This window comes from Alkalimonas delamerensis (assembly GCF_030717955.1).
GTDB classification, from domain to species: domain Bacteria; phylum Pseudomonadota; class Gammaproteobacteria; order Enterobacterales; family Alteromonadaceae; genus Alkalimonas; species Alkalimonas delamerensis.
Genome location: NZ_JAUZVY010000002.1, coordinates 547,013 through 570,663 on the forward strand (window position 1 = coordinate 547,013; position 23,651 = coordinate 570,663).

The following is a 23,651-nucleotide window of genomic DNA, read 5'->3' on the forward strand; positions in this document are numbered from 1 at the left end:
TCCTAAAACGCCCGCCACAAACGCGAGCAACTTGTTGCGAGTCGAGCGCCTAACGGGCGCGTTTTTGATGGCGTTTGTTAGAAATCATTTAGATTGACTCGAACAAATGCTTAAGCTCTAGCTCTGCTTCTTCGTGTGACTTTGGAGTCAACACATGCGTTGCGTTGAAAGCCGGGATGTATCTCGTTGAAACCGCATCACTCGGTATCGTTTTACTGTCATTCGTAGTGTAGTAACGATAAAAGTAAACCTTCCCTGCCTCAAAGCTACCTTCAAACTCAACAATCTTTGGCCCCATGAAAGTATTTGTCTGCAATGCCACTTCATGCATCCCAGGTCGTATTTTCGCTTTCAAAAAGCCAAGGTTGTTCAAACAGCCATTCATCTCGTCATTTATAAGAAATTTCATACAAAGCGTGACACCATCATTTGCATAAGGTCGATAAACATATACCAACGCATATTCATCTAAAGCATCGATTGGTGCATACATAGGTCCCTTAGCAACTGGTCCCGCACAAGCCGCGAGAATGACGGTTACTATGCCTGCCAAAAAAATATGTTTGAACATTTTCTAATCTCTTCTGATTTCTAACGCTCCGCGCATGCGCGCGAACTTGTGAGCGTCGCAAGGGCCGCAGGCCCTGAATGACGCGGTTTGTTATACGCCAGCATGACGCAACCTTATGAACAATGCCCACAGCTTCCCGATGCCTACAGAGCCCATAAATAAAATGACTCCGATACCCACGGAAAAAACACCATGCCAATAAAGGTAGGGATTCGTACCAAAGTTGGGATCTTGATTTCCAAGGCTTTCACCAAGTGAAATAACACCAAGGCCTGTAAAATAGATACCAATAAGTGCAGTTCCTACAGCAATAAATACTCTGAAACACACCTGCACTGGCGTTTCTTGTGGCACTAACCAGCTAGATAACTTATCGCGCAGTAGAATAAGGCTTATACCCATTACCGAATTACTACAAAAGTGAATTGCGTATACCTGTAATATGCTGGTTGGTACTTCTTCCTGACCAGAAAGCATAATAAAAATTGATGAAGCTAAATTAGGCACTTGGCGTAATATCAGCCAAAGGCCCAGCAAAGCTATCAAGCTGCTGATCAATGACCTTGTTTGCAACTTAACCATGACCTCTCCGTGTATAACGCTCCGCGCATGCGCGCGAACTTGTGAGCGTCGCAAGGGCCGAATGGCCTAAATGACGCGGTTTGTTAACTGCCGGTACCAACATTACGCTTTTCCATGTAAGCAAACAAACCGGCAGCGTTTAAATCTGTAGATTCTTGCAAACCTGCAAATACGCCCTTTTGATCCTCTGGTTTACGATGTTGCCCCAATTTTTCCTTTGCTTGTATTTCGTCGATAACAATTTTAAAACCGACAACACCGTTACGAAGCTTTGACTGATAATCAGCTGGTATAATTTCAGGATTATTTAGCAGCTCAGGTTCATATTTAACAATTAGGTTATCCATAGCCTGCTGATTTTCGTTGTCATCAAGGATAGTGAGGTAACCATAACAATGAACAGCCGAATAATTCCAAGTTGGTACCGCTGGCTTAGTTACATACCAACTTGGAGAAATGTAGGCATGTGGCCCTTGAAAAATGACGAGTACCCTTTGGTTCTCAGCAATTTGCCAGTGCAAATTTGATTTTGCAAAATGACCAAATAGCAAGCCAAGCCCATCATCGTTCGGTTCATAAATAAGGGGCAAGTGCGTTGCATTAAGATCAGCACTAATGAGCGTTCCAAAGCCATTCTCAGCGATTAATTCGCTGATTATTAATGGATCTTTTACTTCAAGATTCTTAGGTATGTACATGATTCTCTATTGCGATAGCAGTTAACGCTCAAAGCAGCCGCGCGCTGTTAAGCGTCGGCTGACTTTGCTTGTTATGAGTAACCCTCTCTTTCACAAAAAGATACCAAAGATCACTCTCACTCTTAATGATTTCCGCCGAATGCCCATGTCCGGGTGATTCAACAAAGATTAAATACCGTTCACCACTATCAAATGTTAATGATGGCGAACAGCTGCCATTGGGGTACGGGGCTCGATATGCCTGTTGGCTCCAGAACTCTTGTGCACGGTGTTGATCAAAGTCATTATCAATGTGCGATTGCCTAGCTCTAAACTTTACCCACTGAAACTCAGCTGGCATTTGGCCTTTTATTACCTCAATAGTCCTGAAATAAGACAACATGGTCGTATCAACTAGTTCAGCCAACACAATGGTCTCAGTTGTATCAATAAGCTCTTCATGATTTAACAAAGCACCTTGCATCCTGGCAGAGCATGAAAATGCGGGCCAAGAAACAAATAAGAGCAAAACTATCGTTGTTAACTGTTGCATATAGTTACTCATAACGCCCCGCGCAAGCGCGCGAACTTGTGAGCGTCGCAGGGGCCGCAGGCCCCGAATGACGCGGATTGTTAGGTGATAGCTTAATAGCCATCAGCGACCAATTTGAAAGCCATACCACCAACTGTGCTGTCTTCGCTGAACGTAATATCAACTAATGAGCCACGATCTGGCGTGCCATAACTAATAGAAAACGAGCCACTGTTAATCGTTAATTGGTTTCCGAAATTACTGCCTGGAGACAGGCATGAAATTGCATTTATTACAGCAATAGCTGCGAACTCAGCTGAGGCATGTTCCATAAGATATGAGCATACATTTTTGGCGGCAGGATAATCACTATGTTCGCAACGCTTAGCAAACAATACGATCTCCGGTGTATCGTTAAAGTTTGAACCCCAAGACGTTCGGAAAACAAACTCCTTGGTTTCGTTAGGGTTTACTGAACCGACAAATGATCGAAGGACATCACAAAACTCAGTTGATTGCTCCGCATAAGCTGCAGGATAAATACATGAAGCCATCAAAAAAATCATCGAAGTAAGAGAGACTTTCATTTCCCACCTAACGCCTAAATTTAGCGCGGAAAGCCGCGCAGCGGGTTGACGTCGCAGCCAGCGCCTTTTGCTGGCGATAAAATTTACTTGTTATATCGCTTTTTAAAGGACTCATAATCTTTTCCCGGCAAAGATACTACGTTTTTAATTAAATATCTCACGCCGCCATATGTAATGCTGACATCCACAGAAACCGCTCTCTGCTTGCTAACTTCAATGTCTGAACGATTAAACCCTTTTATTTCAGAACTTATCATTACGGTACATGACGAAGCTAACTTTTCGGAGTTCTCGTAAATGTCCAGGCAAACTTCAGATGATTTGTGTCCGTTTAAGTCGACTTCCGGATAAATAATTATGATCCAGCTATCGTCCCAAGAGTCGCTTTCTCCATTGACTAAACGATGAAATCCTAATTTTTCAGCCTCTTCAATTGTAATCGCCTTCTCAGAAATAGAAACTGAAATCGCCGAGCAAAAACTTGCCCATATGGCGCAAAGAAAAAAGCTCAGAATTTTATACATGTTTCACTCACGATATAACGCCCAAATTTAGCGCGGAAAGCCGCGCAGCGGGTTGACGTCGCAGCCAGCGCTTTTTGCTGGCGATAATATTTGTTTGTTATAGCTAAACCCCGCCAAAATAACTTAAGGTATAAACAACACCTATACCAAATAGTGCCAGCCCAGAAATAATAAACAATTGCTTTCTACGCGTGACTTCGGCGTCTGACATTTCATGCGATTGCTTAAATGGTAAATAGCCTAAGCCTTTGGCGAGATGATTGATTCCAATACAATAACCCAAAACCGCCATTATGATTTGAAACACTAACCTACTCCTTTAGCTATAACGCCTGAGTTCACCGGCATTTGCGGCGATGCCTGCTTTTGCACAAGCAAAAGTAGGCGGCGGGTCAAATGTCTGGTGCAACGTATTGTTGGGCGGCAACTCATCATGCATAGACAGTTCTACAATGTGCGTTACCTATAGCGCGCGCCCAGTTATTACAGCCTATCTTCCGCATCCCCTTGAAGCTTTTGTAGCAAACGCTCGAATGTTGGGTTATCGGATCGCAATTTCTCGATGTCAGCATTTCGGGCATAACGACGCGCCATTTTTCCATTGCGATTAGTGAGCATAAATGTGGCGTTGTGGTATTCCGCACTTACATAGTTATCTAGCCAATCCTCAACGCCATGCTTTAACTCGACTATTTCTACGCCTAAATCTATTAGCTTTGAAATCTGTTCGTGCTGAAGCTCCGCGTCAGATATCGGCGTTACTATCGCGGCAACGTGTCTTTGATTGTTGCTCATTAAGTGCTCGGCGAGTTGCGCAACCGCTAACTGCCCACCTGCTGCTACAACGTTATAACGAGCATTTATGCCACAGCGTCCGAGCAAGATTTCAATGGCTCCGACATCGCTCTCACCCTCAACCAGAATGCTCCACGACGCTCCCTGATCCCGAGTGGTAGTGTCTTCGCTAGAGGCCTCTAATTCCGACAAATACGTCTTCAAAGGATAGAACGGCTGGCCATAGTTTGACGCATAACGACGTTTCACCCGCATAGCTTCGCGAAGCTTAATCTTTCCTTCCTCTATGAGGATAAGATCATCGTGACCAAAAAGAATGAGATTAAGTTCCTTTCCGTACAGAAGCGCGTCAACCGCCTCTTTGCTGTAGTCAGACATGGAAAAAAATACACCGATAGTGCCAGTGAGTTTCCCGTCAACTTTACCTTTGAAGGCATATAGAGAAGATGCAGGGATCGGTGAAGAGTGCCATTTGGCTTCAAGTAGATAAAAGCTTTCTCCAATAGCAAAGGAACCATCAATCTCTTCACCTGAAGGCCGCATGCTCGTGCGTGGCTCCATTTGCTCCTTAGACAACATGCCGTTAAGGATTTTCTCGAAGACCCGCCCCCTCTTCTGAAACCAGACGCGATCACTGTTTTGCGGCGGCTCCAGCCAATCCTTTAACCTGAGATTTTCCAAATCAAGCTCACTATTCATGGAAGTTATCTGAAAAAACTTTAGCAAAACTAACAGAGCCTAACTCTGCTGGCCTTGCCGCCCAACGCTCAAAGCAGCCGCGCGGCTGTTGGCGTCGGCTGCCTTTGCTTGTTAACTTGCATCTGCGTACCAGCCGTCATAATCCTCACCGTCCACTAATTGAAGATTATAACCATAACTAACAATTTCATAATTATCTGAAAGTCTGAACACAGTATGGCCGAACTTGTTCAGTTTTACGGATAGCAAAAACTTTCCAGAGACCTGTTGTTTCTTTTTACACCATAACATGTGCTTTTGTATATAAAGAGGCCCTTTGTGGTCTGGGTAGTTAGAACTTGATATTACACTTTTCCCCAAATGAAATAACTCCCAGCTAGGATCTATCCAGATGTATGGTTTGCCACTACCCGAGTTTTTCCTAGTTTGAATTTTCAATGAGTTGGTTGCAGCTATTACCAGTAAGGGAGAGTACTTAAACTTTCTTACGCTCTTACCATATTTTTGGAAATCGATTTTCGACATAAGCTCCCTGCAAGTTAACAGCTTAGTAGTTTGGAAAATCCCTTCTTTCCCCGCGGGATTTTCCCTTCTATCTTTTTTCGATTTCATCAATCTAGCGAACTACCTGCGCTAAATCAACAACTTCATAACGAAGGTGTAAATTTTTATGCAAAAAGCAGGGGTTTTCCCTGCAAGCGACTTGCTTACAATAAATTTACTGACTACTGTTTATTTATACATGCTTATTTTTGAGGTTCGTGCAATGGCTTCACCCTTTCTTGATCACGTAGCAGAGTTTATGACGGTTCGTCGTTATGCCAGGCGAACGGTGGATACTTACATTTATTGGATCCGCTTCTACATTCTGTTTAGTAAAAAACAGCACCCTGCCAAGCTGGGTGATGCTGATGTCGAGCTGTTTTTAAACTATTTAGCCAATCAGCGTCATGTAGCGCCTCGTACACAGGCAACGGCTTTAAATGCACTTAGTTTTTTGTACAGCAAGGTACTGCAAAAGCCGCTGTCGCTTAACCTTCAGTTTAACCGCTCTCAGGTGAGCCCTAAGCTTCCGGTGGTGCTAACCCGGCCTGAGGTTGCTGCACTTTTACGACTGATCGATCCAAAGTACAAGTTAATTGCGCAACTGATGTATGGCAGTGGTTTGCGTTTAATGGAAGCTGTTCGGCTACGGGTGCAGGACATTGATTACGATTATCTGTCGGTGATGGTGTGGCAGGGGAAAGGCAACAAAAACCGCCGGGTCACACTTGCACCCGAATTGGTTACAAGCCTGAAGCAACAAACTCAGCATGTGATGCTGTATTTTCAGGCAGATCTGGCGAACCCTGACTATGCGGGGGTCTGGCTTCCCTTTGCACTAGCACGCAAAAACCCGAACGCTCCCAAGCAACTTGGCTGGCATTACTTGTTTCCGTCGATAAAACTCAGCCTGGATCCCGAGTCAAAATGCATTCGTCGGCATCATCTGGATGAATCCTGTGTTCGGCGTGAAATAAAAATCGCCGCCCGCAAAGCGGAAATTCGTAAAAATGTTACTTGTCACACCCTACGCCATTCTTTCGCAACCCATTTGCTGGAGTCCGGTGCCGATATCCGCACCGTGCAAGAGCAACTTGGCCATACCGATGTGCGCACCACGCAAATTTATACCCATGTGCTCAATCGTGGTGCCAGCGGTGTGAAAAGCCCGTTGTCGCAGTTGTTGTAATTAAAAAAGGCGCCACAGCGCCTTTAGTTGTTTCAATACCCAGCGTTAAAAACAATCCCCGGGCACCCGCACCCAGCCTTCCATCAGCACCCGGGCGCTGCGGCTCATGCTGGCTTTGGTGACCACCCAATCACCGTTTTGCTGCTCGGCAGCAGCCCCTACGCTAAGCGTCCCGGAGGGATGGCCAAAGCGCACGGCATCCAGCTTGCCGCCCCCGGCAGCCAGGTTGACCAAAGTGCCTGGTATCGCAGCTGCCGTGCCAATGGCAACAGCCGCAGTGCCCATCATGGCGTGGTGCAGTTTGCCCATTGAAAGCGCCCGCACCAGCAAGTCGATATCTGCAGCATCTACCGCTTTGCCACTGGATGCGCTGTAGCTTTTGGGCGGCGCAACAAAGGCAATTTTCGGCGTATGCTGGCGGCTGGCGGCTTCGGCTATATCGCTGATAAGCCCCATCTGCCGTGCGCCATAAGCCCGAATGGTTTCAAAGCGCTGTAAAATCTCAGCACTGCCATTGATGGCATCTTGCAGCTCGGTACCATCAAAGCCCAGGTCGGCGGCATTTAAAAAGATGGTCGGGATGCCGGCGTTGATAAAGGTGGCCGGGAAACTGCCTACCCCGGGGACGTCCAACGTATCGACCAGATTGCCGGTTGGGAACATGGCGCCGGTGGCATCGGCCGGATCCATAAAGTCGATCACTACTTCTGCCGCCGGGAATGTTACCCCATCCAGTTCAAAGTCGCCGGTTTCCTGCACTTCGCCGTTGGTGATTGGCACATGAGCAATAATGGTTTTGCCAATATTGGCTTGCCAAATCCGCACCGTGCAAATGCCGTTCTGCGGAATATGGCTGGCATCCACCAAACCATTGCTGATGGCAAAAGAGCCAACCGCTGCCGTTAAGTTGCCGCAGTTGCCGCTCCAGTCGATAAAGGCTTTGTCGATGGCGACCTGACCAAACAGATAATCGACATCGTGCTCCGGCTGACTGCTTTTGCTTAAAATCACCGTTTTGCTGGTGCTGGAGGTCGCCCCGCCCATGCCATCGGTGTGTTTGCCGTAAGGGTCCGGGCTGCCAATCACCCGCAGCAGCAGTGCATCCCGCGCCGGGCCAGGCACCCTCGCCTGCTCTGGCAAATCGTCCAGCTTAAAAAATACCCCTTTCGAGGTTCCGCCACGCATATAGGTGGCTGGAATGCGGATCTGTGGTTGAAACATCTGTGTCACCTATTCAAATTGTCACAGTTCGAGTTCGTCCGAGGAGACACCCTGTTTTGCTCACCGCACAACTCCTTCGCCTTTAAGGGCTCAGTCAAACAGTCTGCGGCGACAAAACAGGGCATCCCCTCTCCCGTAGTGAGATCCAGCTGCTTAACTCGCCTGACCTTCCAAAAAGTCCTTGGCAAAACGCTGCAACACCCCACCGGCCTCGTAAATCGACACTTCTTCAGCGGTATCCAACCGGCAACGCACCGGTACGTCAACCCTGTCGCCATTGGCGCGTTGGATCACCAGCGTCAACGTCGCCCCTGGCGTGCGCTCACCGCGCACATCGAAGGTCTCGGTGCCGTCGATGTGCAGGGTGTTGCGGGTCGTACCAGGCTCAAACTCCAGCGGCAACACCCCCATACCAATCAAATTGGTGCGGTGAATGCGCTCGAAACCTTCAGCGGCAATGGCTTCCACCCCAGCCAGCCGCACACCCTTGGCGGCCCAGTCGCGCGATGAACCCTGGCCGTAATCGGCACCGGCAATGATGATCAGCGGCTGCTTGCGCTCCATATAGGTCTCAATGGCTTCCCACATCCGGGTCACTTTGCCTTCGGGTTCAATCCGCGCCAGTGAGCCCTGCTTCACCTTGCCGTCTTCCACTACCATTTCGTTAAACAGCTTGGGGTTGGCAAAGGTCGCGCGCTGGGCGGTCAGGTGATCGCCGCGGTGGGTAGCGTAGGAGTTAAAGTCTTCCTCCGGCACCCCCATCTTGGCCAGGTACTCACCAGCAGCGCTGTCGAGCATAATGGCGTTCGAGGGCGATAAGTGATCGGTGGTGATGTTATCGCCCAGCACCGCCAAAGGCCGCATGCCGGATAGGCTGCGCTTACCTGCCAAGGCGCCTTCCCAGTAAGGAGGGCGGCGAATGTAGGTGCTTTGCGGCCGCCAGTCGTACAAGGGGCTGATTTGCTCGCCGTAATCGACGCTTAAATCAAACATCGGCTCGTAGACTTTGCGGAACTGCTCGGGTTTGACCGCCGCTTTGACCGCTGCATCAATCTCGGCATCGCTTGGCCAGATGTCTTTTAACGTCACCGGATTGCCTTCGCTGTCATGGCCCAGCACGTCTTTTTCAATATCAAACCGAATGGTGCCGGCAATGGCGTAAGCCACCACCAAAGGTGGCGAGGCCAAAAACGCCTGCTTGGCATAAGGGTGAATGCGGCCATCGAAGTTGCGGTTGCCCGACAGTACAGCGGTGGCGTACAGATCGCGCTCGATCACTTCTTGTTGGATCACCGGATCTAAAGCGCCACTCATGCCGTTGCAGGTGGTGCAGGCAAAACCAACAATACCAAAGCCCTGCTGCTCCAGCTCGGGCAGCAAGCCGGCTTCTTCCAGGTACAGCTGCACCGCTTTAGAGCCAGGAGCCAGTGAGGTTTTGACCCATGGCTTGCGGCTTAAGCCTTTTTGGTTGGCATTACGAGCCAGCAAGCCGGCGGCAATCACATTGCGCGGGTTGCTGGTGTTGGTGCAGCTGGTAATGGCTGCAATAATAACAGCGCCATCCGGCATCTTGCCTTCTTCCAGCTGATAGCTACCTGCAATGCCACGCGCCGCCAGATCGCTGGTGTTCAAACGGGCATGCGGGTTGGAAGGCCCGGCCATGGTGCGGCCGACGCTGGATAAATCAAAGCGCAGCACCCGCTCGTACTGGGCGGTTTTTAAGCTGTCCGACCAAAGACCAGCGGTTTTGGCATAGGTTTCAACCAGCTTAACCTGCTCCGGCTCACGGCCGGTCAGCGTCAGGTAATCCAGCGTTTGCTGATCAATGGAGAACATCGCCGCGGTAGCGCCGTATTCCGGCGTCATATTGGAAATGGTGGCCCTGTCGCCCAGACTCAGGCTGTCGGCCCCTTCGCCAAAGAATTCCAGGTAGCTGGACACCACTTTTTCTTTGCGCAAAAACTCGGTCAGTGCCAGCACCAGATCGGTCGCCATCACACCCGGCTGAGCTTTGCCCACCAACTCGACGCCAATGATATCCGGCAGCCGCATCCAGGAGGCCCGGCCCAACATCACGCTTTCCGCTTCCAGACCGCCCACCCCAATGGCAATGACGCCAAGTGCATCGACATGAGGAGTATGGCTGTCGGTACCGACCAGCGTATCGGGGAAAGCCACACCGTCTTTGGCGTGCACCACCGGCGACATCCGCTCCAGATTGATCTGGTGCATAATGCCGTTGCCAGGCGGAATCACATCAACATTCTTAAAGGCTTTTTTGGTCCAGTTGATAAAGTGGAAGCGATCGTCGTTGCGCCGATCTTCAATGGCGCGGTTTTTGGCAAAAGCATCTTTATCGAAACCGGCGTGCTCAACGGCCAGTGAGTGGTCAACAATCAACTGGGTTGGCACCACAGGGTTCACTTTAGCCGGATCGCCGCCTTGCTCGGCAATGGCATCGCGCAGGCCGGCCAAATCGACCAGCGCGGTCTGGCCTAAAATATCGTGGCAGACCACCCGGGCCGGAAACCAGGGGAAATCCAGTTCTTTTTTACGTTCAATCAACTGGCGCAATGCATCGGTCAGCATGGCCGGATCGCAGCGGCGCACCAGGTTTTCAGCCAACACCCGCGAGGTGTATGGCAAGGTATCGTAGGCACCGGGCTGAATGGCTTCAACCGCCTCGCGGGCGTCGAAGTAATCCAGCTGGGTGCCTGGCAGTGGTTTACGGTAATTGGTATTCATCAGCATGCCCGGTCGTAGTGGGTGAAATTAGCTAGTTTTCATCCAGAAACGGGCTCCTGCCCTTATTCTGGAACGACAAATGAAAATTGCGATTTCCATTTATCTCACATTTTCAATGCGTTATCACGCAATGAAAATGGCAGCGCATCCCTGCGCTGCGCTAGTACCCGCCTTTCTGGACGGGCACTAGCTAGCGAAGGGGCTATCCTTGTCCTGGTCCTTCCCCTTCGCTGTGGTTTGCCTTGCTGTTTTACTTAGCTTTTTACATAGCTTCGTACTTAGCGCTCAGCAATCGGCGGTACCGGCCGTGGTGCCGGGCCGGTGTAATCGGCGCTTGGGCGAATAATACGGTTGTTGGCACGTTGCTCTTTTACATGCGCCGTCCAGCCGGTGACCCGTGACATCACAAAAATCGGCGTAAACAGCTTGGTCGGAATGCCCATAAAATGGTAGGCCGAAGCATGGAAGAAATCGGCGTTGCAGAACAATTTCTTCTCACGCCACATCACTTCTTCGCAGCGTACCGACACATCGTACAAACGGCTGTCGCCAAACTCAGCGGCCAGTTTTTCCGACCACTGCTTGATGATGGCATTGCGTGGATCTTTTTCACGGTAGACCGCATGGCCAAAGCCCATGATTTTTTCTTTGCGCTCCAGCATGCCCAGCAGGGTTTGCTCGGCTTCGTCCGGGTTTTGCATGTTTTCAATCAGTTCCATCGCCGCTTCGTTGGCACCGCCGTGCAGTGGGCCGCGCAAAGAGCCAATGGCGCCGGTGACGCAGGAATGAATGTCCGACAAGGTCGAGGCACAGACGCGGGCGGTAAAGGTTGAGGCATTGAACTCGTGCTCGGCATACAGAATTAACGAGGCGTGCATCACTTTTTCATGCAGCGGGCTTGGCTTTTTATCGTGCAGCATATGCAGGAAGTGCGCGCCGATGGAGTCGTCGTCGGTGTCGGTTTCTACCCGCACGCCATCGTGGCTGAAGCGGTACCAGTACACCACTATGGCCGGGAACAACGCCAGCATCCGCTCGATGTGCTGATCGGCCTCTGAAAAGTCCGCTTCGGTTTCCAGGTTGCCCAGCATCGAGCAGCCGGTTCGCATCACATCCATCGGGTGGGCGCTGGCCGGAATGCGCTCCAGCACGTCTTTGAGTGCCTGTGGCAACTTACGCAGTTGCTTTAACCGCGCTTTGTACTCAGCCAGTTGGCCAGCGTTTGGCAACTCGCCATGGGCCAGCAGGTAGGCCACTTCTTCAAACTCGGCCACAGCGGCCAGCTCAGAGATATCGTAGCCGTAGTAGGTTAAACCGGAGCCGGATTGACCGACTGTACAAAGGGCGGTTTGTCCTGCTACTTGTCCGCGCAGACCTGCGCCACCTAAAGCTTTATCGACCATGATTGTTGTCCTCTTGTTCTGTTGATTTGAAAATGCATTGGTTTGTTTTAAAACCCGGAGCCTGGCTCGGCGATCGGCTTCACACATCTGTTGTGCTCACCATCGCAACTCCTTCGCGCGAGCGCTAAGTCAGACATGCGCTGGCTGCGCCAACTGAGTCTGAAGCCTCAGCAAGGCGCACAGGCCAGCTATCCAAAGGTTACTTCTTCTGACTAAACAACTGATCCAGCTTTTCTTCAAAGCTGTGGTAATTCAGAAAATCGTACAGCTCCATCCGGGTTTGCATGTCGTCGATCACCGCTTTCTGATCGCCCTGCTGCAAAATGTTTTCGTACACTTTTAATGCTGCCTTGTTCATGGCCCGGAAGGCACTGAGTGGATACAACACCATGGCCACGCCGACACTGGCCAGCTCGTCTTTGTTGAACAAGGGCGTTTGGCCAAACTCGGTAATGTTGGCCAGTACCGGCACATCCAGCGCCTTGGTAAAGGCCTGGTACTGCTCCAGCGTGTGCACGGCTTCGGCAAAGATGGCATCGGCACCGGCGGCCTGGCAGGCCAGGGCCCGCTCAATGGCCGCATCCACGCCTTGCTGCGCTAAGGCATCGGTGCGCGCCATAATAAAGAAGTGTTCATCAGTACGGGCATCGACCGCGGCTTTGACCCGGTCAACCATTTCGTCCAGCGACACGATTTCTTTGTTCGGGCGGTGACCACAGCGCTTTTGCGCCACCTGATCTTCAATGTGAAAACCAGCAGCACCGGCGCGGGTCATTTCTTTTACGGTACGGGCAATGTTAAAAGCGCCGCCCCAGCCAGTATCGGCATCGACCAAGAGAGGCACTTCGGTCGCGCCGGTGATGCGGCGAATGTCTTCACAGACATCGTTCAGGGAAGTCATGCCCAAATCCGGCAGGCCAAAGGAGGCATTGGCGACACCGGCACCGGATAAATACAAGGCTTTATGGCCGACCCGCTCAGCCATCATGGCAGTGTAGGCATTGATGGTGCCGACCAGCTGCAAAGGTTGATTGTCGACAATGGCCTGACGCAGCCGGGCTCCGGCGCTTATTTTTGTGCTCATGCTTGATTCCCCGTTAGTTGCAATTCAATGTTTCGCCGCGACGCGCCAATATGGCGGCGCATCAGTAAATCGGCCAGTTCACCATCGCGGTTAGCAATGGCATGAATGATGGCTTTGTGTTCATCAAAGGCCCGCGATACCCGCGGCCCGTTCATGCCTAACTGCACCCGGTACATCCGGACCAGAAAGTATAGCTCATCACATAAAATGTTGATTAAGTATGGATTTTTACTGCCTAGAATAATGCGGTAATGAAAGTCCAGGTCGCCGGCCTCCTGGTAGTAGCTCTCCCCTTCGCGCACCCGCTGGGTGCTGAGGTGCTGGTCGAGTAAGGCGCGCACTTCAGCAATTTCGGCATCGGTCATCTGCTCGGCGGCAAGGCGGCAGGCCAGGCCTTCCAGCTCTTCGCGCAATTGATAGAGCGATATCAACCCTTCTTTCGATAGCGTCACGACCCGGGCTCCGGCATTGGGGATGCGCTCAATCAGATGGCAGCGCTCCAGCCGTGCCAGGGCCTCGCGCAGTGGTGCCCGGCTTAAATCAAAGCGCCGCGCCAGTTCAGGCTCGCTGATTTTGCTGCCGGCCGGGATATCCCCTTCCACGATAGCGCGCTGTATTTCCAGCAGCACACGGTCGGCTGCTGTCACCGGCATTCGCCAGATTGGGCTTTGCGTTGTCATCAAATTGCCACACCACCCAAGCTAAATTGTCGACAGATTAAAACGATAATGCAGTTTTAGTGGCTATTGTACCGATTGTCAAGCAAAGCAACCTAAAGATTGTCGACAATAACACCAAAGTTGTAGTCCCAGCTTGCCAGTATTAGCTTTTTGCAGCCGACAGATGATCCCGCCATCCGTTTCAAGTACAATAGCCGCCCTTTACTCTTTGGCGACCCGCACCATGTCCAATGCAAAAACTTACCCCATCGTCACCCTGGCCGCTGGCCGGGAAAAAGCCTTAAAACGCCGTCATCCGTGGATCTTTTCCAAAGCGGTGCATGCAGTCAAAGGCACCCCCAATGCCGGTGATACTGTCGATGTGGTGAGCTTTGATCAAAAATGGCTGTGCCGGGCGGCCTATTCACCCAAGTCACAAATCCGTTTACGGGTCTGGACAGATCAACAAAGTGAAGCCATTGATCAGGCCTTTTTTGAAAAACGCATTCAGCGGGCTCAGGGCCTGCGCAGCCTCTGGTTTGCCGGTCAGGATACCACTGGCTACCGACTGGTGGCGGCCGAGTCCGATGACCTGCCAGGCATCATTATTGACCGTTTTGCCGATGTGCTGGTCTGTCAGCTGCTTTCAGCGGGCGCCGAAGCCAATCGCAAGCATTTGCTGGCCGCGCTAAAAGCGCTCTACCCCAGCTGCAGCATCTACGATCGCTCCGATGTCGAGGTGCGCAAAAAAGAAGGGCTTGAACTGAAATCCGGCTGGCTGCATCAGCCACTGGCAAGTACCGAAGTGACCATTCGTGAGCATGGCATGCAGATATTGGTGGATGTGGCCGAGGGCCATAAAACCGGTTTTTATTTGGACCAGCGCGCCAACCGCTTGCGCCTGCGTCAACTGGCGGCCGGCAAAACCGTGCTGAACTGCTTTAGCTACACCGGTACTTTTGGTGTAGCAGCCCTGCTTGGTGGGGCCACAGCCGTGATCAATGTCGATGCCTCCGAAAGCGCCCTCGCCTTGTCTGAGCGCCAACTGGCGTTAAATGGCCTGCAGCCAGAACAAGCCAGCCATGTGAAACAGGATGTGTTTAAACTGCTGCGCCAGTACAAAGAAGAAGGCAAGCAGTTTGACCTGCTGATTCTGGACCCGCCAAAATTTGCCGACAACAAAGGCCAGTTGATGGGCGCCTGCCGTGGCTACAAAGACATCAACCGGGTGGCGATGCAGTTGGTAAAACCGGGCGGCTTGCTTCTGACTTTTTCCTGCTCCGGCCTGATGGAAGACAGCTTGTTCCAGAAAGTAGTGGCCGATGCAGCGCTGGACGCCGGTCGCGACTGCTTGTTTGTGGAGCGGATGCAGCAAGATGCCGATCACCCGGTCGCCAGCTTCTACCCGGAAGGTCATTACTTAAAAGGATTGATCTGCTACCTGCCTTAACCGCGTAAGTGCCGCCTTCACCCGCCAATTCCACACAAACGGCGGGTGTTTGTTGGCATAGCCTTTTGGTATGCTGCCAGCAGCTTTTTCCCTTCAGACACAGATAGGTATTTGCATGAAAACAGTGCTTTGCTCTTTGCTGCTTGCGACCAGCCTTGGTGCCAGTGCCAACTGGCAGCTGGATAACAGTACGTCGCGGCTGGATTTTGTTTCGTTGAAAAATGATGTGGCCGCCGAAGTGCATCAATTCACGCAGCTTAGCGGCAGCTGGCAAGCCGATGGCAGCTTGCAGATCGAGATTGCTGTCTCAAGCCTGCAAACCCATATCCCGATCCGCGACGATCGCATGTGGCAGTATTTGTTCAAACTGGATGATTACCCTGTGATCAGCGCCACAGGCAGCGTCAATCCGGATGCCGTTGCCGACCTTGCGATAGGCAGCAGCACCACATTGCGGGTACCCTTGCAGCTAAGCATTGTGGGTCAAACCCAACGGGTACAAAGTGAAGTCTTGGTCACCCGCCTGGCTGCGAACAGCCTGCAAGTAAATACCCAGGCACCCATTATGGTGAACGGGGACCAATTTGGTTTAACCGAAGGTTTGAACCGGTTGCGGGATCTGGCGGGGCTGCAAAACATCAACCCCATGGTGCCGGTGACTTTTACCGTGCGGTTTGAACAATAAAGCTAAGGGCGTGTTGACCTTTGCTGTTTGTTTTTGCAGCTGCTTGGCTGGTATTTATACAAGGCAAAGGTTGTAAGGTGTAGTTATTCTACATGAAACAAGCTTTAACGCAGTAGAAATGCCAGCCAAGCGCTGCCCGAAGGGTTCGTCTGGCGACGCTCTGCTCTTTGTCACTCGTCACTCATTTAGAATAACTAAACTACGCTCCTCGTTTCGCGATCAAAGCGCCGCCAGAGCGAACAAAATCTAAACAGCAAAGGTCAACACGCCCTAGCCCGTCCGGCGGGCTGCTGCTTAATTCATATCAATAAAGGCCAGGCCGAGCTGGTAGCAATCGCTGTTTTCCTGACCGCAACGCATCACTTTAGCCGTTGCATCCAGCGGCGGTACGCTGTTGTTGGCGGACTCCAACCGAACCCGAATTAACGTGCCCATTTCCAGCGGCTCATTGATATCAACCGACATGCCGGAAGCGCTTAAATCGCGACAAATGCCATCGATGGTGCGGCCAGCTTCCGGATCAGTGATCAACAACTGCACATCGGCATTGACCATCATGCGGTAAAAATGACGCTTATCACTTTGGTTCACAATAACAACTCCTGAGCTTGTCCCTGCTTTTTTTGTATTCGATAGTTATAAAACGGATTCCAGTCCCTGTAAAGGCACTATTTAAACTCCTCGATGGCGTTTAGGATCCGTTTCACCGAAACCGGATAGGCCGTGCCCAGGGTTTGCGCAAACAAAGACACCTTTAATTCTTCAATCATCCAGCGAATGGCCTGCACCCCAGCCGGGACCACAGCAGCCGTTTTGTACTGCGCCAACAGCGCCTGATAGGCTTGCTCGGCCCGCTGGTAGTCGTGCATCATCAAGCGATCCCGGTGCGGGTCTATCGGCAGTTTTTCCAGCCGTTTTTCCATCGCTTTCAGATAGCGCAGCAAATCCGGCAGCCGCTGGGCGCCATGAGCACTGACAAAGCCTTTGAACAACAGGCTGTCCAAATGCTGTTTCACCTCGCCCTGTGCCTGCACATGGGCCAGCTCGACCTTGCCTTTTAAACGTTTTTGAATTTGATGACCGAGCGACAAAATCTGCTCGACCAACAGGGCTATTTGCAGCACCTGCTCGTTCAGCTCTGCCCGTACCTGCTCTTTGACTGCGGCAAAGTCTTCGGCTGTCGCCGGAAACGGCTGCTTCGCCAACATCGCATCCACCGCTGCGGCAATGCAGTCGTCAATCAGCTCCAGCACCTTGCCAAAAGGATTGAAATAAAGCCCAAGCTTGGCCTTGTTGGGTAAGGACTCCTGCAGGTATTTGACCGGTGACGGAATATTCAGCAGCACCAAGCGTCGTAGCCCCAGCAAGCTGGTGGCTTCGGCCTGCCCGGCGTGATCCAGCAACTTGATGGCCACCGAGTCGCCTTCATCGACCAGCGCCGGAAACGCTTTGATTTCATAACCGGCCTGCAACTGCACGTACTCTTTGGGCAAGTGACCAAAGCTCCACTCGGTGATTTTCGCCTGCTCAATATCCGGCTCTGCCACTTCGCTCAGGGTTTGCTGCACATCGCCTTGCAACTGCTGCCTTAACAGCGCCAGTGAGCGGCCCTGAGCCAGCAGTTTGCCGCTGGCATCCAGCACCTGAAAGTTCATCTGCAAATGCTCCGGCAGGCTGGCGAGATCCCAGGCATCTTCCGGTACTGTGGTGCCCGACATCCGCTTGAGCTGAGCGGTCATCGCAGCCAATAATTTGCCCTGGCCCGGCACCAGCGATTGCAACAAGGCATCGGCGTAATTGGGCGCGGGCACAAAGTGGCGCCGATAGCTTTTCGGCAAGGATTTGATTAAAGCGACCAACAGCTCATGCCGTAAACCCGGGATCAGCCAGTCAAAGCCCTTATCCTCCACCTGATTCAGCAGGGCCAGCGGGATCACCAGGCTGACACCATCGTCCAGCTCGCCGGGAGCAAAGTGGTAGCGAAGCGGCAACTTCAGATTGCCCTGGCTCCAGAGATCCGGAAACTGACCTTCGCCCAAATCATCGGCGGCCCGTTTTTTCAGGGCTTCCGGATCAAAGTGCAAAAAGCGCTGATCTTCTTTACGCTTTTGCCGCCACCACTTGGCAAAGGCGGCTCTGTTGTTGGCCTCCACCGGCACCCGCTCGGCGTAAAAACGCACCAGGTCCTCTTCATCCACCAGAATGTCGCGGCGCCGGCTTTTGTCTTCCAACGCGATCACTTCATCCAGCAGTTTGCGATTGTGCGCTAAAAAGGCTTCCTGTTGCCCCAGCTCTTCGTGCACCAAGGCTTCACGAACAAAGATCTGATGGCTGGTGACAGGGTCAATCTTGCTGTACTGCACCGGCCGCTTGCCCACCACGATGACGCCGTACAAACTGACTTGCTCAAAGGCAATGACAGCGCCCCGCTTCTTCTGCCAGTGCGGCTCGCTGTAGCTGCGGCTAACCAGATGTTCGGCCAGCGGTTCCACCCAGTCCGGCTCAATTTTTGCCAGGCTACGGGCATAGAGTTTGGAAGTTTCCACCCACTCGGACGCCATCACCCATTTGGGTTTGCGTTTAAATAAGTGGCTACCGGGAAAGGCGTAAAAACGCGTCTGACGCGGCCCCAGATAATCGGCATCGGCATCTTTGCAGCCTATCTGGCCCAGCAAACCACTGAGCAAACTGCGGTGGATTTCACCGTAACCGGCGGTTTGCTGGTTGGGGGTAAAACCCAGCTCCTGCATCAGCTGGGTTAACTGATAAACCAGATCCTGCCATTCGCGCACCCGCAGGTAATTCAGCAACTCGGTTTTGCACAGTTTGCGAAACTGATTGCTGCTAAGCTCCTGTTGCTGCTGTTGCAGGTACTGCCAGAGCTTGAGGTAGCTGACAAAGTCCGAGTCCTGATCGGCAAAACGGCTGTGTAGCTCATCGGCTTTTTGCTGTTTATCCAGCGGCCGCTCGCGCGGGTCCTGAATCGAAAGCGCTGCGACAATCACCACCACTTCGCTCAGTGCCTGCTGCTTGGGCGCTTCGAGCAGCATGCGGCCAAGCCTTGGGTCAATCGGCAAGCGCGCCAACTGGCGGCCCAGCTCGGTCATTTGCAACTGACCGCCGTTGCGTTTGGTTTCAACCGCTGCCAGCTCCTCCAGCAACTTAATGCCATCGGTGACAAAGCGACTGTCCGGCCGCTGCAAAAACGGAAACTGCTCGATACCGCCCAGTTTTAGCGACAGCATTTGCAAAATCACCGATGCCAGGTTGGTTCGCAGAATTTCCGGATCCGTGTACTCGGGCCGGTTTAAAAAGTCTTCTTCACTGTACAGCCGGATGCAGATACCGGCCGCAACCCGGCCACAGCGGCCTTTGCGCTGGTTGGCACTGGCCTGGCTGATGGGTTCAATCGGCAACTGCTGCACTTTGGAGCGGTAGCTGTAGCGGGAAATTCGGGCGGTGCCGGGATCTATCACATAGCGAATACCCGGCACTGTTAACGAGGTCTCAGCCACGTTGGTGGCCAGCACGATGCGCCGGCCCGGATGGGATTGAAAGACCCGGTTTTGTTCGCCAGCACTGAGCCGTGAATAGAGCGGCAGAATTTCGGTGTGCGGCAGTTTCAGTTTTTCCAGGGCATCGGCGGTATCGCGAATTTCGCGCTCACCGTTTAAAAAAACCAGAATGTCGCCCGGCGGCTCGCGGTACAGCTCCTCCACCGCATCGAACAGGTTTTGCAGGGGGTCACGCTCTTTATCGTCCAGCCCCTCGTTGTCGTCGAAGGGGCGGTAGCGCACTTCCACCGGATAGGTACGGCCCGAGACTTCGATAACCGGCGCATCGTTAAAGTGTTTGGAAAAACGCTGTGGATCAATGGTGGCCGAGGTGATGATCACCTTCAGATCCGGTCGCTTTGGTAGCAGCTGCTTCAGGTAGCCCAGCAAAAAATCGATGTTCAGGCTGCGTTCGTGCGCCTCATCGATAATCAGGGTATCGTATTGGTTTAAAAAACGGTCCTGCTGCATTTCAGCCAACAGCACCCCATCGGTCATCAGTTTAATCCGGGTCTGCTCGGAGGTGTGATCGCCAAAACGAATTTTAAAACCGACTTCCTGACCCGGTGCCACCCCAAGCTCTTCGGCAATACGATTGCTGACACTGCGCGCAGCCAGCCGCCGTGGTTGGGTATGGCCTATCATGCCGGCAACGCCACGGCCAAGCTCGAGGCAGATTTTCGGCAACTGGGTGGTTTTGCCCGAGCCGGTCTCACCGGCAATCACCACCAGCTGATGCTTGGCAATGGCGGCTTTGATAACGTCTTTTTTTGCCACCACCGGCAGTTCGGCCGGATAATTCAGATTCAATTGCTGAGCGGCACGGCTGGCACGGGTGTTGGCCGAGCGCCGAAAATCGTTTTCAATAGCGGCCAAAGCCTTGCGCTGCTTCGCAGGATTGGTGATTTTAGCCAGCCCTTGCAAGCGTTTACGCAACCAGAACTGGTCTTTTAACAGCAGCGTATCGAGCTTGCTGCGCAGCTGATTGGCCTCTTGCTGCACGTTAATTGCCACGTCAGGGTTTGCCGCCTGGGAAGTTTGGGAATCAGACAAAAGAAAAGGCCCTCAACACAATGAGGGCGCTATGCTAGCAAGAAGCGCAAAGCGCTGCAATCAAACGGCTTTGCGGTAATGCGAGTTCATTTCTTTATCAAGCGCGGCCAACACATGGCTGCGGCCGATGATGCCAAGCAGATGATTGTTGTCGTCCACCACCGGATAAAGCTTGGGTTTTAATTTCAACATGGTTTGCGCCAAATCGATGATGCCATCGTAGGGCTTTACCGACAGTACCTCGGCTTGCATGATGTCGCGCACATGGGCCACCTGCTGATCGTGGTAAGCCGCTTTTAGCAGCAAAGCCAGGCAGTCCTGCTCGGACAAAAAGCCAATCACCTTGTTGTGCTCATCCACCACTGGGCCACCAGTCTGGTTGCTGATGGTCAACCGATCAGCCGCCAGCTCAACCGTCATGTCCGGTGTAAAGGTCACCGGATGGTTGTTCATGTAGTCACCTACTTTCAGTAAGTCCATCTTTCCCCCTAAATACAGAATCAAGGCTTAGGTCAACACGCCCTACTGTAAGCTTAGTTCAAGCTGGCAAAACTGCTGCTGTTTTGCCAGCAAAATGCAACCAAGTGATGCTTTTTCATTCAATTAATCTTCAGCAAAAATAGCGGTGGTTAAAGGCTGCTGACTGCCGATCATGCCCCGGTACATGCCCGGAGTGTTGAAGGACCAGCCGAGCTTGCCGGCTGCATCCACCAGGATCACACCACCGGTGCCTCCGGCTGGCAGCAGTACCTGCTGAATCACCGTATCGGCTGCATCCTGAGCGCTTAAGCCCTGATATTTCACCCGGGCACAAATATCAGAAGCCACCTGATAGCGAATAAAGTACTCACCATGGCCGGTGGCAGATACGGCGCAGCTGCTGTTGTCGGCGTAGTTGCCGGAGCCAATAATGGGCGAGTCGCCAATCCGGCCATAGCGCTTGCCGGTCATGCCGCCGGTCGAAGTGGCTGCAGCCAGGTTACCATCCCGGTCAATCGCTACAGCGCCGACCGTCCCCATTTGCCAGTTGGGATCTGCGGCAACAGCAGCTTGATGCGGCAATGAGCCTTGGGCCGCTTTCATCCTTTTGAGGGCTTCGTAGCGAAACTCGGTGTTGAAATAACTGTTGTCCACCTGCTCCAGACCCTGCTCCAGCGCGAACTGACCGGCGCCTTCGCCCGAGAGCATCACATGCACCGACTCCGTCATGACTTTTTGCGCCAGCAAGATGGGATTTTTTACGTGTTTGACACCCGCCACAGCACCGGCATTGCGGGTTGCGCCTTCCATAATGGAGGCATCCAGTTCATGCTGTTCATCCCAGGTGTAGACCGCGCCTTTCCCGGCATTGAACAGGGGATTGTCTTCTAAGATGGTAACGGCTTTCACCACCGCATCGATGCTGCTGCCACCGGCCTGCAGCACCGCATAGCCTTGCTCCAGCGCCAGCCGCAGTCCATCGTGATAAGCCTGCTCCTGCTCGGCCGATAAGTTGGCCCGCTCGATGGTGCCGGCACCACCGTGAATCACTAAGCCGATGGGAGATTCTGCAACTGCTGCTGTACTGAAAACGGCGGTTAGCGCCGCGGCCATCACTGTCTTACGCATGTTTTTGTCCTGTTGTTATCATCATGGTTAGTTGTAACCTATCTGTCTGCAACTGACAAATTTGTGCGGTTGACAGCAGTAACTTTGCGGCAGATCAATGCCCGGCTACCTTGGTATGGCTAAGATGCTTTTGTTCCTTGTGACACCCAGACACCAACCGTCTGCTGACATTTTAGCGCCGCTTGCCGGCGCTTTTTTTATCTTAGAAAAACCGGCTAAAACTAAAAAACACCTGAAAGCCGCGCTGCCTGTCGGTCAAAGGGCTGTCTGCGATGGTATCGTGGTACCAGCGGTGATCAACACCTAAACGGGTCATGCCACCAAAGAAAATCGGCGTTGCCACCGAAACACCCAGGGCCGGATTCCAGGCACTGCCCGCCTGATACGCCGGCCGGCTGCTGGTCGCTTCCTCTGGGCGCACGCCATAGTAATAATTGACCAAGCGGGCGTTGCTGTAATCCAGGCTAAGGTGCGGCTCCACAAAAACAGGTCCAAACCGATGCTGATAGCCAATGCGATTGCGTACCTCGTAGCCATCGGAATTGCCAAGAATGTCGTGCATCCAACTGGTTTCAAAGCGCAGTTGCTGCCAGTCGTAACGCAGCCCAAAGCCTGCATCGGCAGAGGTTCTGCGCTTTTTCATGCCTTCAAATACCGGGCTTTTGGAGGCATCGGTGCCGGCGAAGCGAGGGGCCAGCCGCGCCGTTAGTGTCAAGCCATCTTGTTGCAGCAACTGATAACTGATAAAAGGGCCATAGACCGACAAACGATCGCCACGGTAACCAATCACCGGAATGGGTACCACCCGGCGACGGTAGTCCTGGTACAACTCCTGATTGAGCCCTACCCCAATGCCATAAACAAAACCCACAGGCTCGGCGCGTGGGTTTTCCGTGGCACTTTCCGCGGCCATTATTGCAGGCAGACTCAGCAGTAAAGTGGCGGTGAGTGCAACACGAATTTGATGCTTCGTCATCCCATCTCCTTTAAAGCAAATGCGGGTTCAATTGCCAAAGGCTGTACGTCAGTACGGACGCAAAACTTACCCACAACAAGTATGGCAGCAGCAGCCAGCATGCCAGCCGACTGTGCTTGTTAAATTGCAGCATGGTGACGACAATGGCAACCCACAGCAGCAGGATCTCAACCATGGCGGCTGCCCCCAGATACCAGGCAAAAAACAGCCAGCTCCAGAGCGCATTAAGCACCAACTGCACCGCATAGAGCTGCATGGCCCGTGCCGTAGTATTCAGGGAAGCACTGCGCCAAACCAGCCAGGCTGCAATCGCCATCAGGCTGTACAGCAGTGTCCATACCGGACCAAACAGCCAGCCGGGTGGCGCCCAGTCTGGCAAGGTCAGCTCCCGGTAAAACTGGGGCGCATTCATCGAGCCGACACTGCCGATGGCCGCAGCGCAAAAGGTGACCGCAAAAAACAACAGCAAACCAAGCGTTTGCTGGCGTTTTGAATAGACCGATAACGACACTGA

23 protein-coding genes are annotated in these 23,651 nt (G+C 52.4%); 3 read left to right on the top strand and 20 right to left on the bottom strand.

Translation table 11 applies throughout. The features are described 5' to 3' along the window. Positions 1–88: 88 nt before the first annotated feature. The 9 genes from Q3O59_RS06925 to Q3O59_RS06965 form a co-directional block, all read right to left on the bottom strand. Complete coding sequence (locus tag Q3O59_RS06925) at positions 89–571, bottom strand: DUF2846 domain-containing protein (protein WP_305944874.1); 483 nt, start codon at positions 569–571, stop codon at positions 89–91. 90 nt (positions 572–661) lie between these two features. Beyond that, positions 662–1,153, bottom strand: coding sequence for a hypothetical protein (locus Q3O59_RS06930; RefSeq protein ID WP_305944875.1), 492 nt, complete (start codon positions 1,151–1,153; stop codon positions 662–664). Between the two features lie 83 nt (positions 1,154–1,236). Then, a complete protein-coding gene (locus tag Q3O59_RS06935) occupies positions 1,237–1,851 on the bottom strand; it encodes an FMN-binding negative transcriptional regulator (protein WP_305944876.1) in 615 nt (204 codons plus the stop codon). A 28-nt stretch (positions 1,852–1,879) separates the two neighbouring features. Continuing rightward, positions 1,880–2,383: a hypothetical protein gene (locus Q3O59_RS06940; protein WP_305944877.1), complete on the bottom strand. Its 504-nt coding sequence runs from the start codon at positions 2,381–2,383 to the stop codon at positions 1,880–1,882. 92 nt (positions 2,384–2,475) lie between these two features. Further along, positions 2,476–2,949, bottom strand: coding sequence for a hypothetical protein (locus Q3O59_RS06945; protein ID WP_305944878.1), 474 nt, complete (start codon positions 2,947–2,949; stop codon positions 2,476–2,478). Positions 2,950–3,032: 83 nt separating this feature from the next. Then, complete coding sequence (locus Q3O59_RS06950; protein ID WP_305944879.1) at positions 3,033–3,473, bottom strand: hypothetical protein; 441 nt, start codon at positions 3,471–3,473, stop codon at positions 3,033–3,035. Positions 3,474–3,576: 103 nt separating this feature from the next. Then, positions 3,577–3,780, bottom strand: a complete 204-nt coding sequence (locus Q3O59_RS06955; protein ID WP_305944880.1) for a hypothetical protein — start codon at positions 3,778–3,780, stop codon at positions 3,577–3,579. A gap of 176 nt (positions 3,781–3,956) precedes the next feature. Next, positions 3,957–4,967, bottom strand: a complete 1,011-nt coding sequence (locus tag Q3O59_RS06960) for a hypothetical protein (RefSeq protein ID WP_305944881.1) — start codon at positions 4,965–4,967, stop codon at positions 3,957–3,959. A gap of 111 nt (positions 4,968–5,078) precedes the next feature. Further along, positions 5,079–5,579, bottom strand: a complete 501-nt coding sequence (locus Q3O59_RS06965; protein WP_305944882.1) for a hypothetical protein — start codon at positions 5,577–5,579, stop codon at positions 5,079–5,081. A gap of 154 nt (positions 5,580–5,733) precedes the next feature. Here Q3O59_RS06965 and Q3O59_RS06970 point away from each other — a divergent pair, with 154 nt between their 5' ends. After that, complete coding sequence (locus Q3O59_RS06970; protein WP_305944883.1) at positions 5,734–6,699, top strand: integron integrase; 966 nt, start codon at positions 5,734–5,736, stop codon at positions 6,697–6,699. A 45-nt stretch (positions 6,700–6,744) separates the two neighbouring features. Here the strand turns inward: Q3O59_RS06970 and prpF are convergent, their stop codons facing one another. The 5 genes from prpF to Q3O59_RS06995 all read right to left on the bottom strand — a co-directional run bounded on the left by prpF (position 6,745) and on the right by Q3O59_RS06995 (position 13,832). Further along, complete coding sequence (prpF, locus tag Q3O59_RS06975; protein WP_305944884.1) at positions 6,745–7,920, bottom strand: 2-methylaconitate cis-trans isomerase PrpF; 1,176 nt, start codon at positions 7,918–7,920, stop codon at positions 6,745–6,747. A 153-nt stretch (positions 7,921–8,073) separates the two neighbouring features. Further along, positions 8,074–10,665: a Fe/S-dependent 2-methylisocitrate dehydratase AcnD gene (gene acnD, locus Q3O59_RS06980; protein ID WP_305944885.1), complete on the bottom strand. Its 2,592-nt coding sequence runs from the start codon at positions 10,663–10,665 to the stop codon at positions 8,074–8,076. Positions 10,666–10,943: 278 nt separating this feature from the next. After that, positions 10,944–12,068 (bottom strand): bifunctional 2-methylcitrate synthase/citrate synthase, encoded by a 1,125-nt coding sequence (gene prpC, locus Q3O59_RS06985; protein WP_305944886.1) that lies wholly within the window; start codon positions 12,066–12,068, stop codon positions 10,944–10,946. Between the two features lie 199 nt (positions 12,069–12,267). Then, positions 12,268–13,152: a methylisocitrate lyase gene (gene prpB / locus Q3O59_RS06990; protein WP_305944887.1), complete on the bottom strand. Its 885-nt coding sequence runs from the start codon at positions 13,150–13,152 to the stop codon at positions 12,268–12,270. Further along, positions 13,149–13,832, bottom strand: a complete 684-nt coding sequence (locus Q3O59_RS06995; protein WP_305944888.1) for a GntR family transcriptional regulator — start codon at positions 13,830–13,832, stop codon at positions 13,149–13,151. The genes prpB and Q3O59_RS06995 overlap by 4 nt, the downstream gene beginning before the upstream one ends. Positions 13,833–14,055: 223 nt before the next feature. Between Q3O59_RS06995 and Q3O59_RS07000 the strand changes: the two genes are divergently transcribed. Both Q3O59_RS07000 and Q3O59_RS07005 read left to right on the top strand, forming a co-directional pair. Next, complete coding sequence (locus Q3O59_RS07000) at positions 14,056–15,261, top strand: class I SAM-dependent methyltransferase (RefSeq protein WP_305944889.1); 1,206 nt, start codon at positions 14,056–14,058, stop codon at positions 15,259–15,261. Positions 15,262–15,376: 115 nt separating this feature from the next. Beyond that, positions 15,377–15,946, top strand: coding sequence for a YceI family protein (locus Q3O59_RS07005; RefSeq protein WP_305944890.1), 570 nt, complete (start codon positions 15,377–15,379; stop codon positions 15,944–15,946). Positions 15,947–16,240: 294 nt separating this feature from the next. Here Q3O59_RS07005 and Q3O59_RS07010 read toward each other — a convergent pair whose 3' ends face one another. From Q3O59_RS07010 to Q3O59_RS07035, 6 genes are all read right to left on the bottom strand, one after another. Next, positions 16,241–16,540 carry a PilZ domain-containing protein gene (locus tag Q3O59_RS07010; protein WP_305945123.1) on the bottom strand — a complete coding sequence of 100 codons (300 nt, stop codon included), beginning with the start codon at positions 16,538–16,540 and terminating at the stop codon, positions 16,241–16,243. A gap of 74 nt (positions 16,541–16,614) precedes the next feature. Next, positions 16,615–20,514: an ATP-dependent RNA helicase HrpA gene (gene hrpA / locus Q3O59_RS07015; RefSeq protein WP_369812362.1), complete on the bottom strand. Its 3,900-nt coding sequence runs from the start codon at positions 20,512–20,514 to the stop codon at positions 16,615–16,617. Between the two features lie 99 nt (positions 20,515–20,613). After that, positions 20,614–21,033, bottom strand: coding sequence for a CBS domain-containing protein (locus Q3O59_RS07020; RefSeq protein WP_228592236.1), 420 nt, complete (start codon positions 21,031–21,033; stop codon positions 20,614–20,616). Between the two features lie 123 nt (positions 21,034–21,156). Further along, positions 21,157–22,161 carry an isoaspartyl peptidase/L-asparaginase family protein gene (locus tag Q3O59_RS07025; RefSeq protein ID WP_305944891.1) on the bottom strand — a complete coding sequence of 335 codons (1,005 nt, stop codon included), beginning with the start codon at positions 22,159–22,161 and terminating at the stop codon, positions 21,157–21,159. A gap of 202 nt (positions 22,162–22,363) precedes the next feature. Continuing rightward, entirely contained in the window at positions 22,364–23,137 is a 774-nt protein-coding gene (locus Q3O59_RS07030) for a MipA/OmpV family protein (RefSeq protein WP_305944892.1), read from the bottom strand. 10 nt (positions 23,138–23,147) lie between these two features. Then, on the bottom strand, positions 23,148–23,648 hold the full coding sequence (locus Q3O59_RS07035) for a TspO/MBR family protein (protein WP_305944893.1): 501 nt from the start codon (positions 23,646–23,648) through the stop codon (positions 23,148–23,150). Positions 23,649–23,651: the final 3 nt, after the last annotated feature.

Bases quoted from the DNA above. Each gene is read 5' to 3' on its own strand.
- Q3O59_RS06925 (WP_305944874.1), bottom strand. From the start codon at position 571: ATGTTCAAACATATTTTTTTGGCAGGCATAGTAACCGTCATTCTCGCG.
- Q3O59_RS06930 (WP_305944875.1), bottom strand. From the start codon at position 1,153: ATGGTTAAGTTGCAAACAAGGTCATTGATCAGCAGCTTGATAGCTTTG.
- Q3O59_RS06935 (WP_305944876.1), bottom strand. From the start codon at position 1,851: ATGTACATACCTAAGAATCTTGAAGTAAAAGATCCATTAATAATCAGC.
- Q3O59_RS06940 (WP_305944877.1), bottom strand. From the start codon at position 2,383: ATGCAACAGTTAACAACGATAGTTTTGCTCTTATTTGTTTCTTGGCCC.
- Q3O59_RS06945 (WP_305944878.1), bottom strand. From the start codon at position 2,949: ATGAAAGTCTCTCTTACTTCGATGATTTTTTTGATGGCTTCATGTATT.
- Q3O59_RS06950 (WP_305944879.1), bottom strand. From the start codon at position 3,473: ATGTATAAAATTCTGAGCTTTTTTCTTTGCGCCATATGGGCAAGTTTT.
- Q3O59_RS06960 (WP_305944881.1), bottom strand. From the start codon at position 4,967: ATGAATAGTGAGCTTGATTTGGAAAATCTCAGGTTAAAGGATTGGCTG.
- Q3O59_RS06965 (WP_305944882.1), bottom strand. From the start codon at position 5,579: ATGAAATCGAAAAAAGATAGAAGGGAAAATCCCGCGGGGAAAGAAGGG.
- Q3O59_RS06970 (WP_305944883.1), top strand. From the start codon at position 5,734: ATGGCTTCACCCTTTCTTGATCACGTAGCAGAGTTTATGACGGTTCGT.
- prpF (WP_305944884.1), bottom strand. From the start codon at position 7,920: ATGTTTCAACCACAGATCCGCATTCCAGCCACCTATATGCGTGGCGGA.
- acnD (WP_305944885.1), bottom strand. From the start codon at position 10,665: ATGAATACCAATTACCGTAAACCACTGCCAGGCACCCAGCTGGATTAC.
- prpC (WP_305944886.1), bottom strand. From the start codon at position 12,068: ATGGTCGATAAAGCTTTAGGTGGCGCAGGTCTGCGCGGACAAGTAGCA.
- prpB (WP_305944887.1), bottom strand. From the start codon at position 13,152: ATGAGCACAAAAATAAGCGCCGGAGCCCGGCTGCGTCAGGCCATTGTC.
- Q3O59_RS06995 (WP_305944888.1), bottom strand. From the start codon at position 13,832: ATGACAACGCAAAGCCCAATCTGGCGAATGCCGGTGACAGCAGCCGAC.
- Q3O59_RS07000 (WP_305944889.1), top strand. From the start codon at position 14,056: ATGTCCAATGCAAAAACTTACCCCATCGTCACCCTGGCCGCTGGCCGG.
- Q3O59_RS07005 (WP_305944890.1), top strand. From the start codon at position 15,377: ATGAAAACAGTGCTTTGCTCTTTGCTGCTTGCGACCAGCCTTGGTGCC.
- Q3O59_RS07020 (WP_228592236.1), bottom strand. From the start codon at position 21,033: ATGGACTTACTGAAAGTAGGTGACTACATGAACAACCATCCGGTGACC.
- Q3O59_RS07025 (WP_305944891.1), bottom strand. From the start codon at position 22,161: ATGCGTAAGACAGTGATGGCCGCGGCGCTAACCGCCGTTTTCAGTACA.
- Q3O59_RS07030 (WP_305944892.1), bottom strand. From the start codon at position 23,137: ATGACGAAGCATCAAATTCGTGTTGCACTCACCGCCACTTTACTGCTG.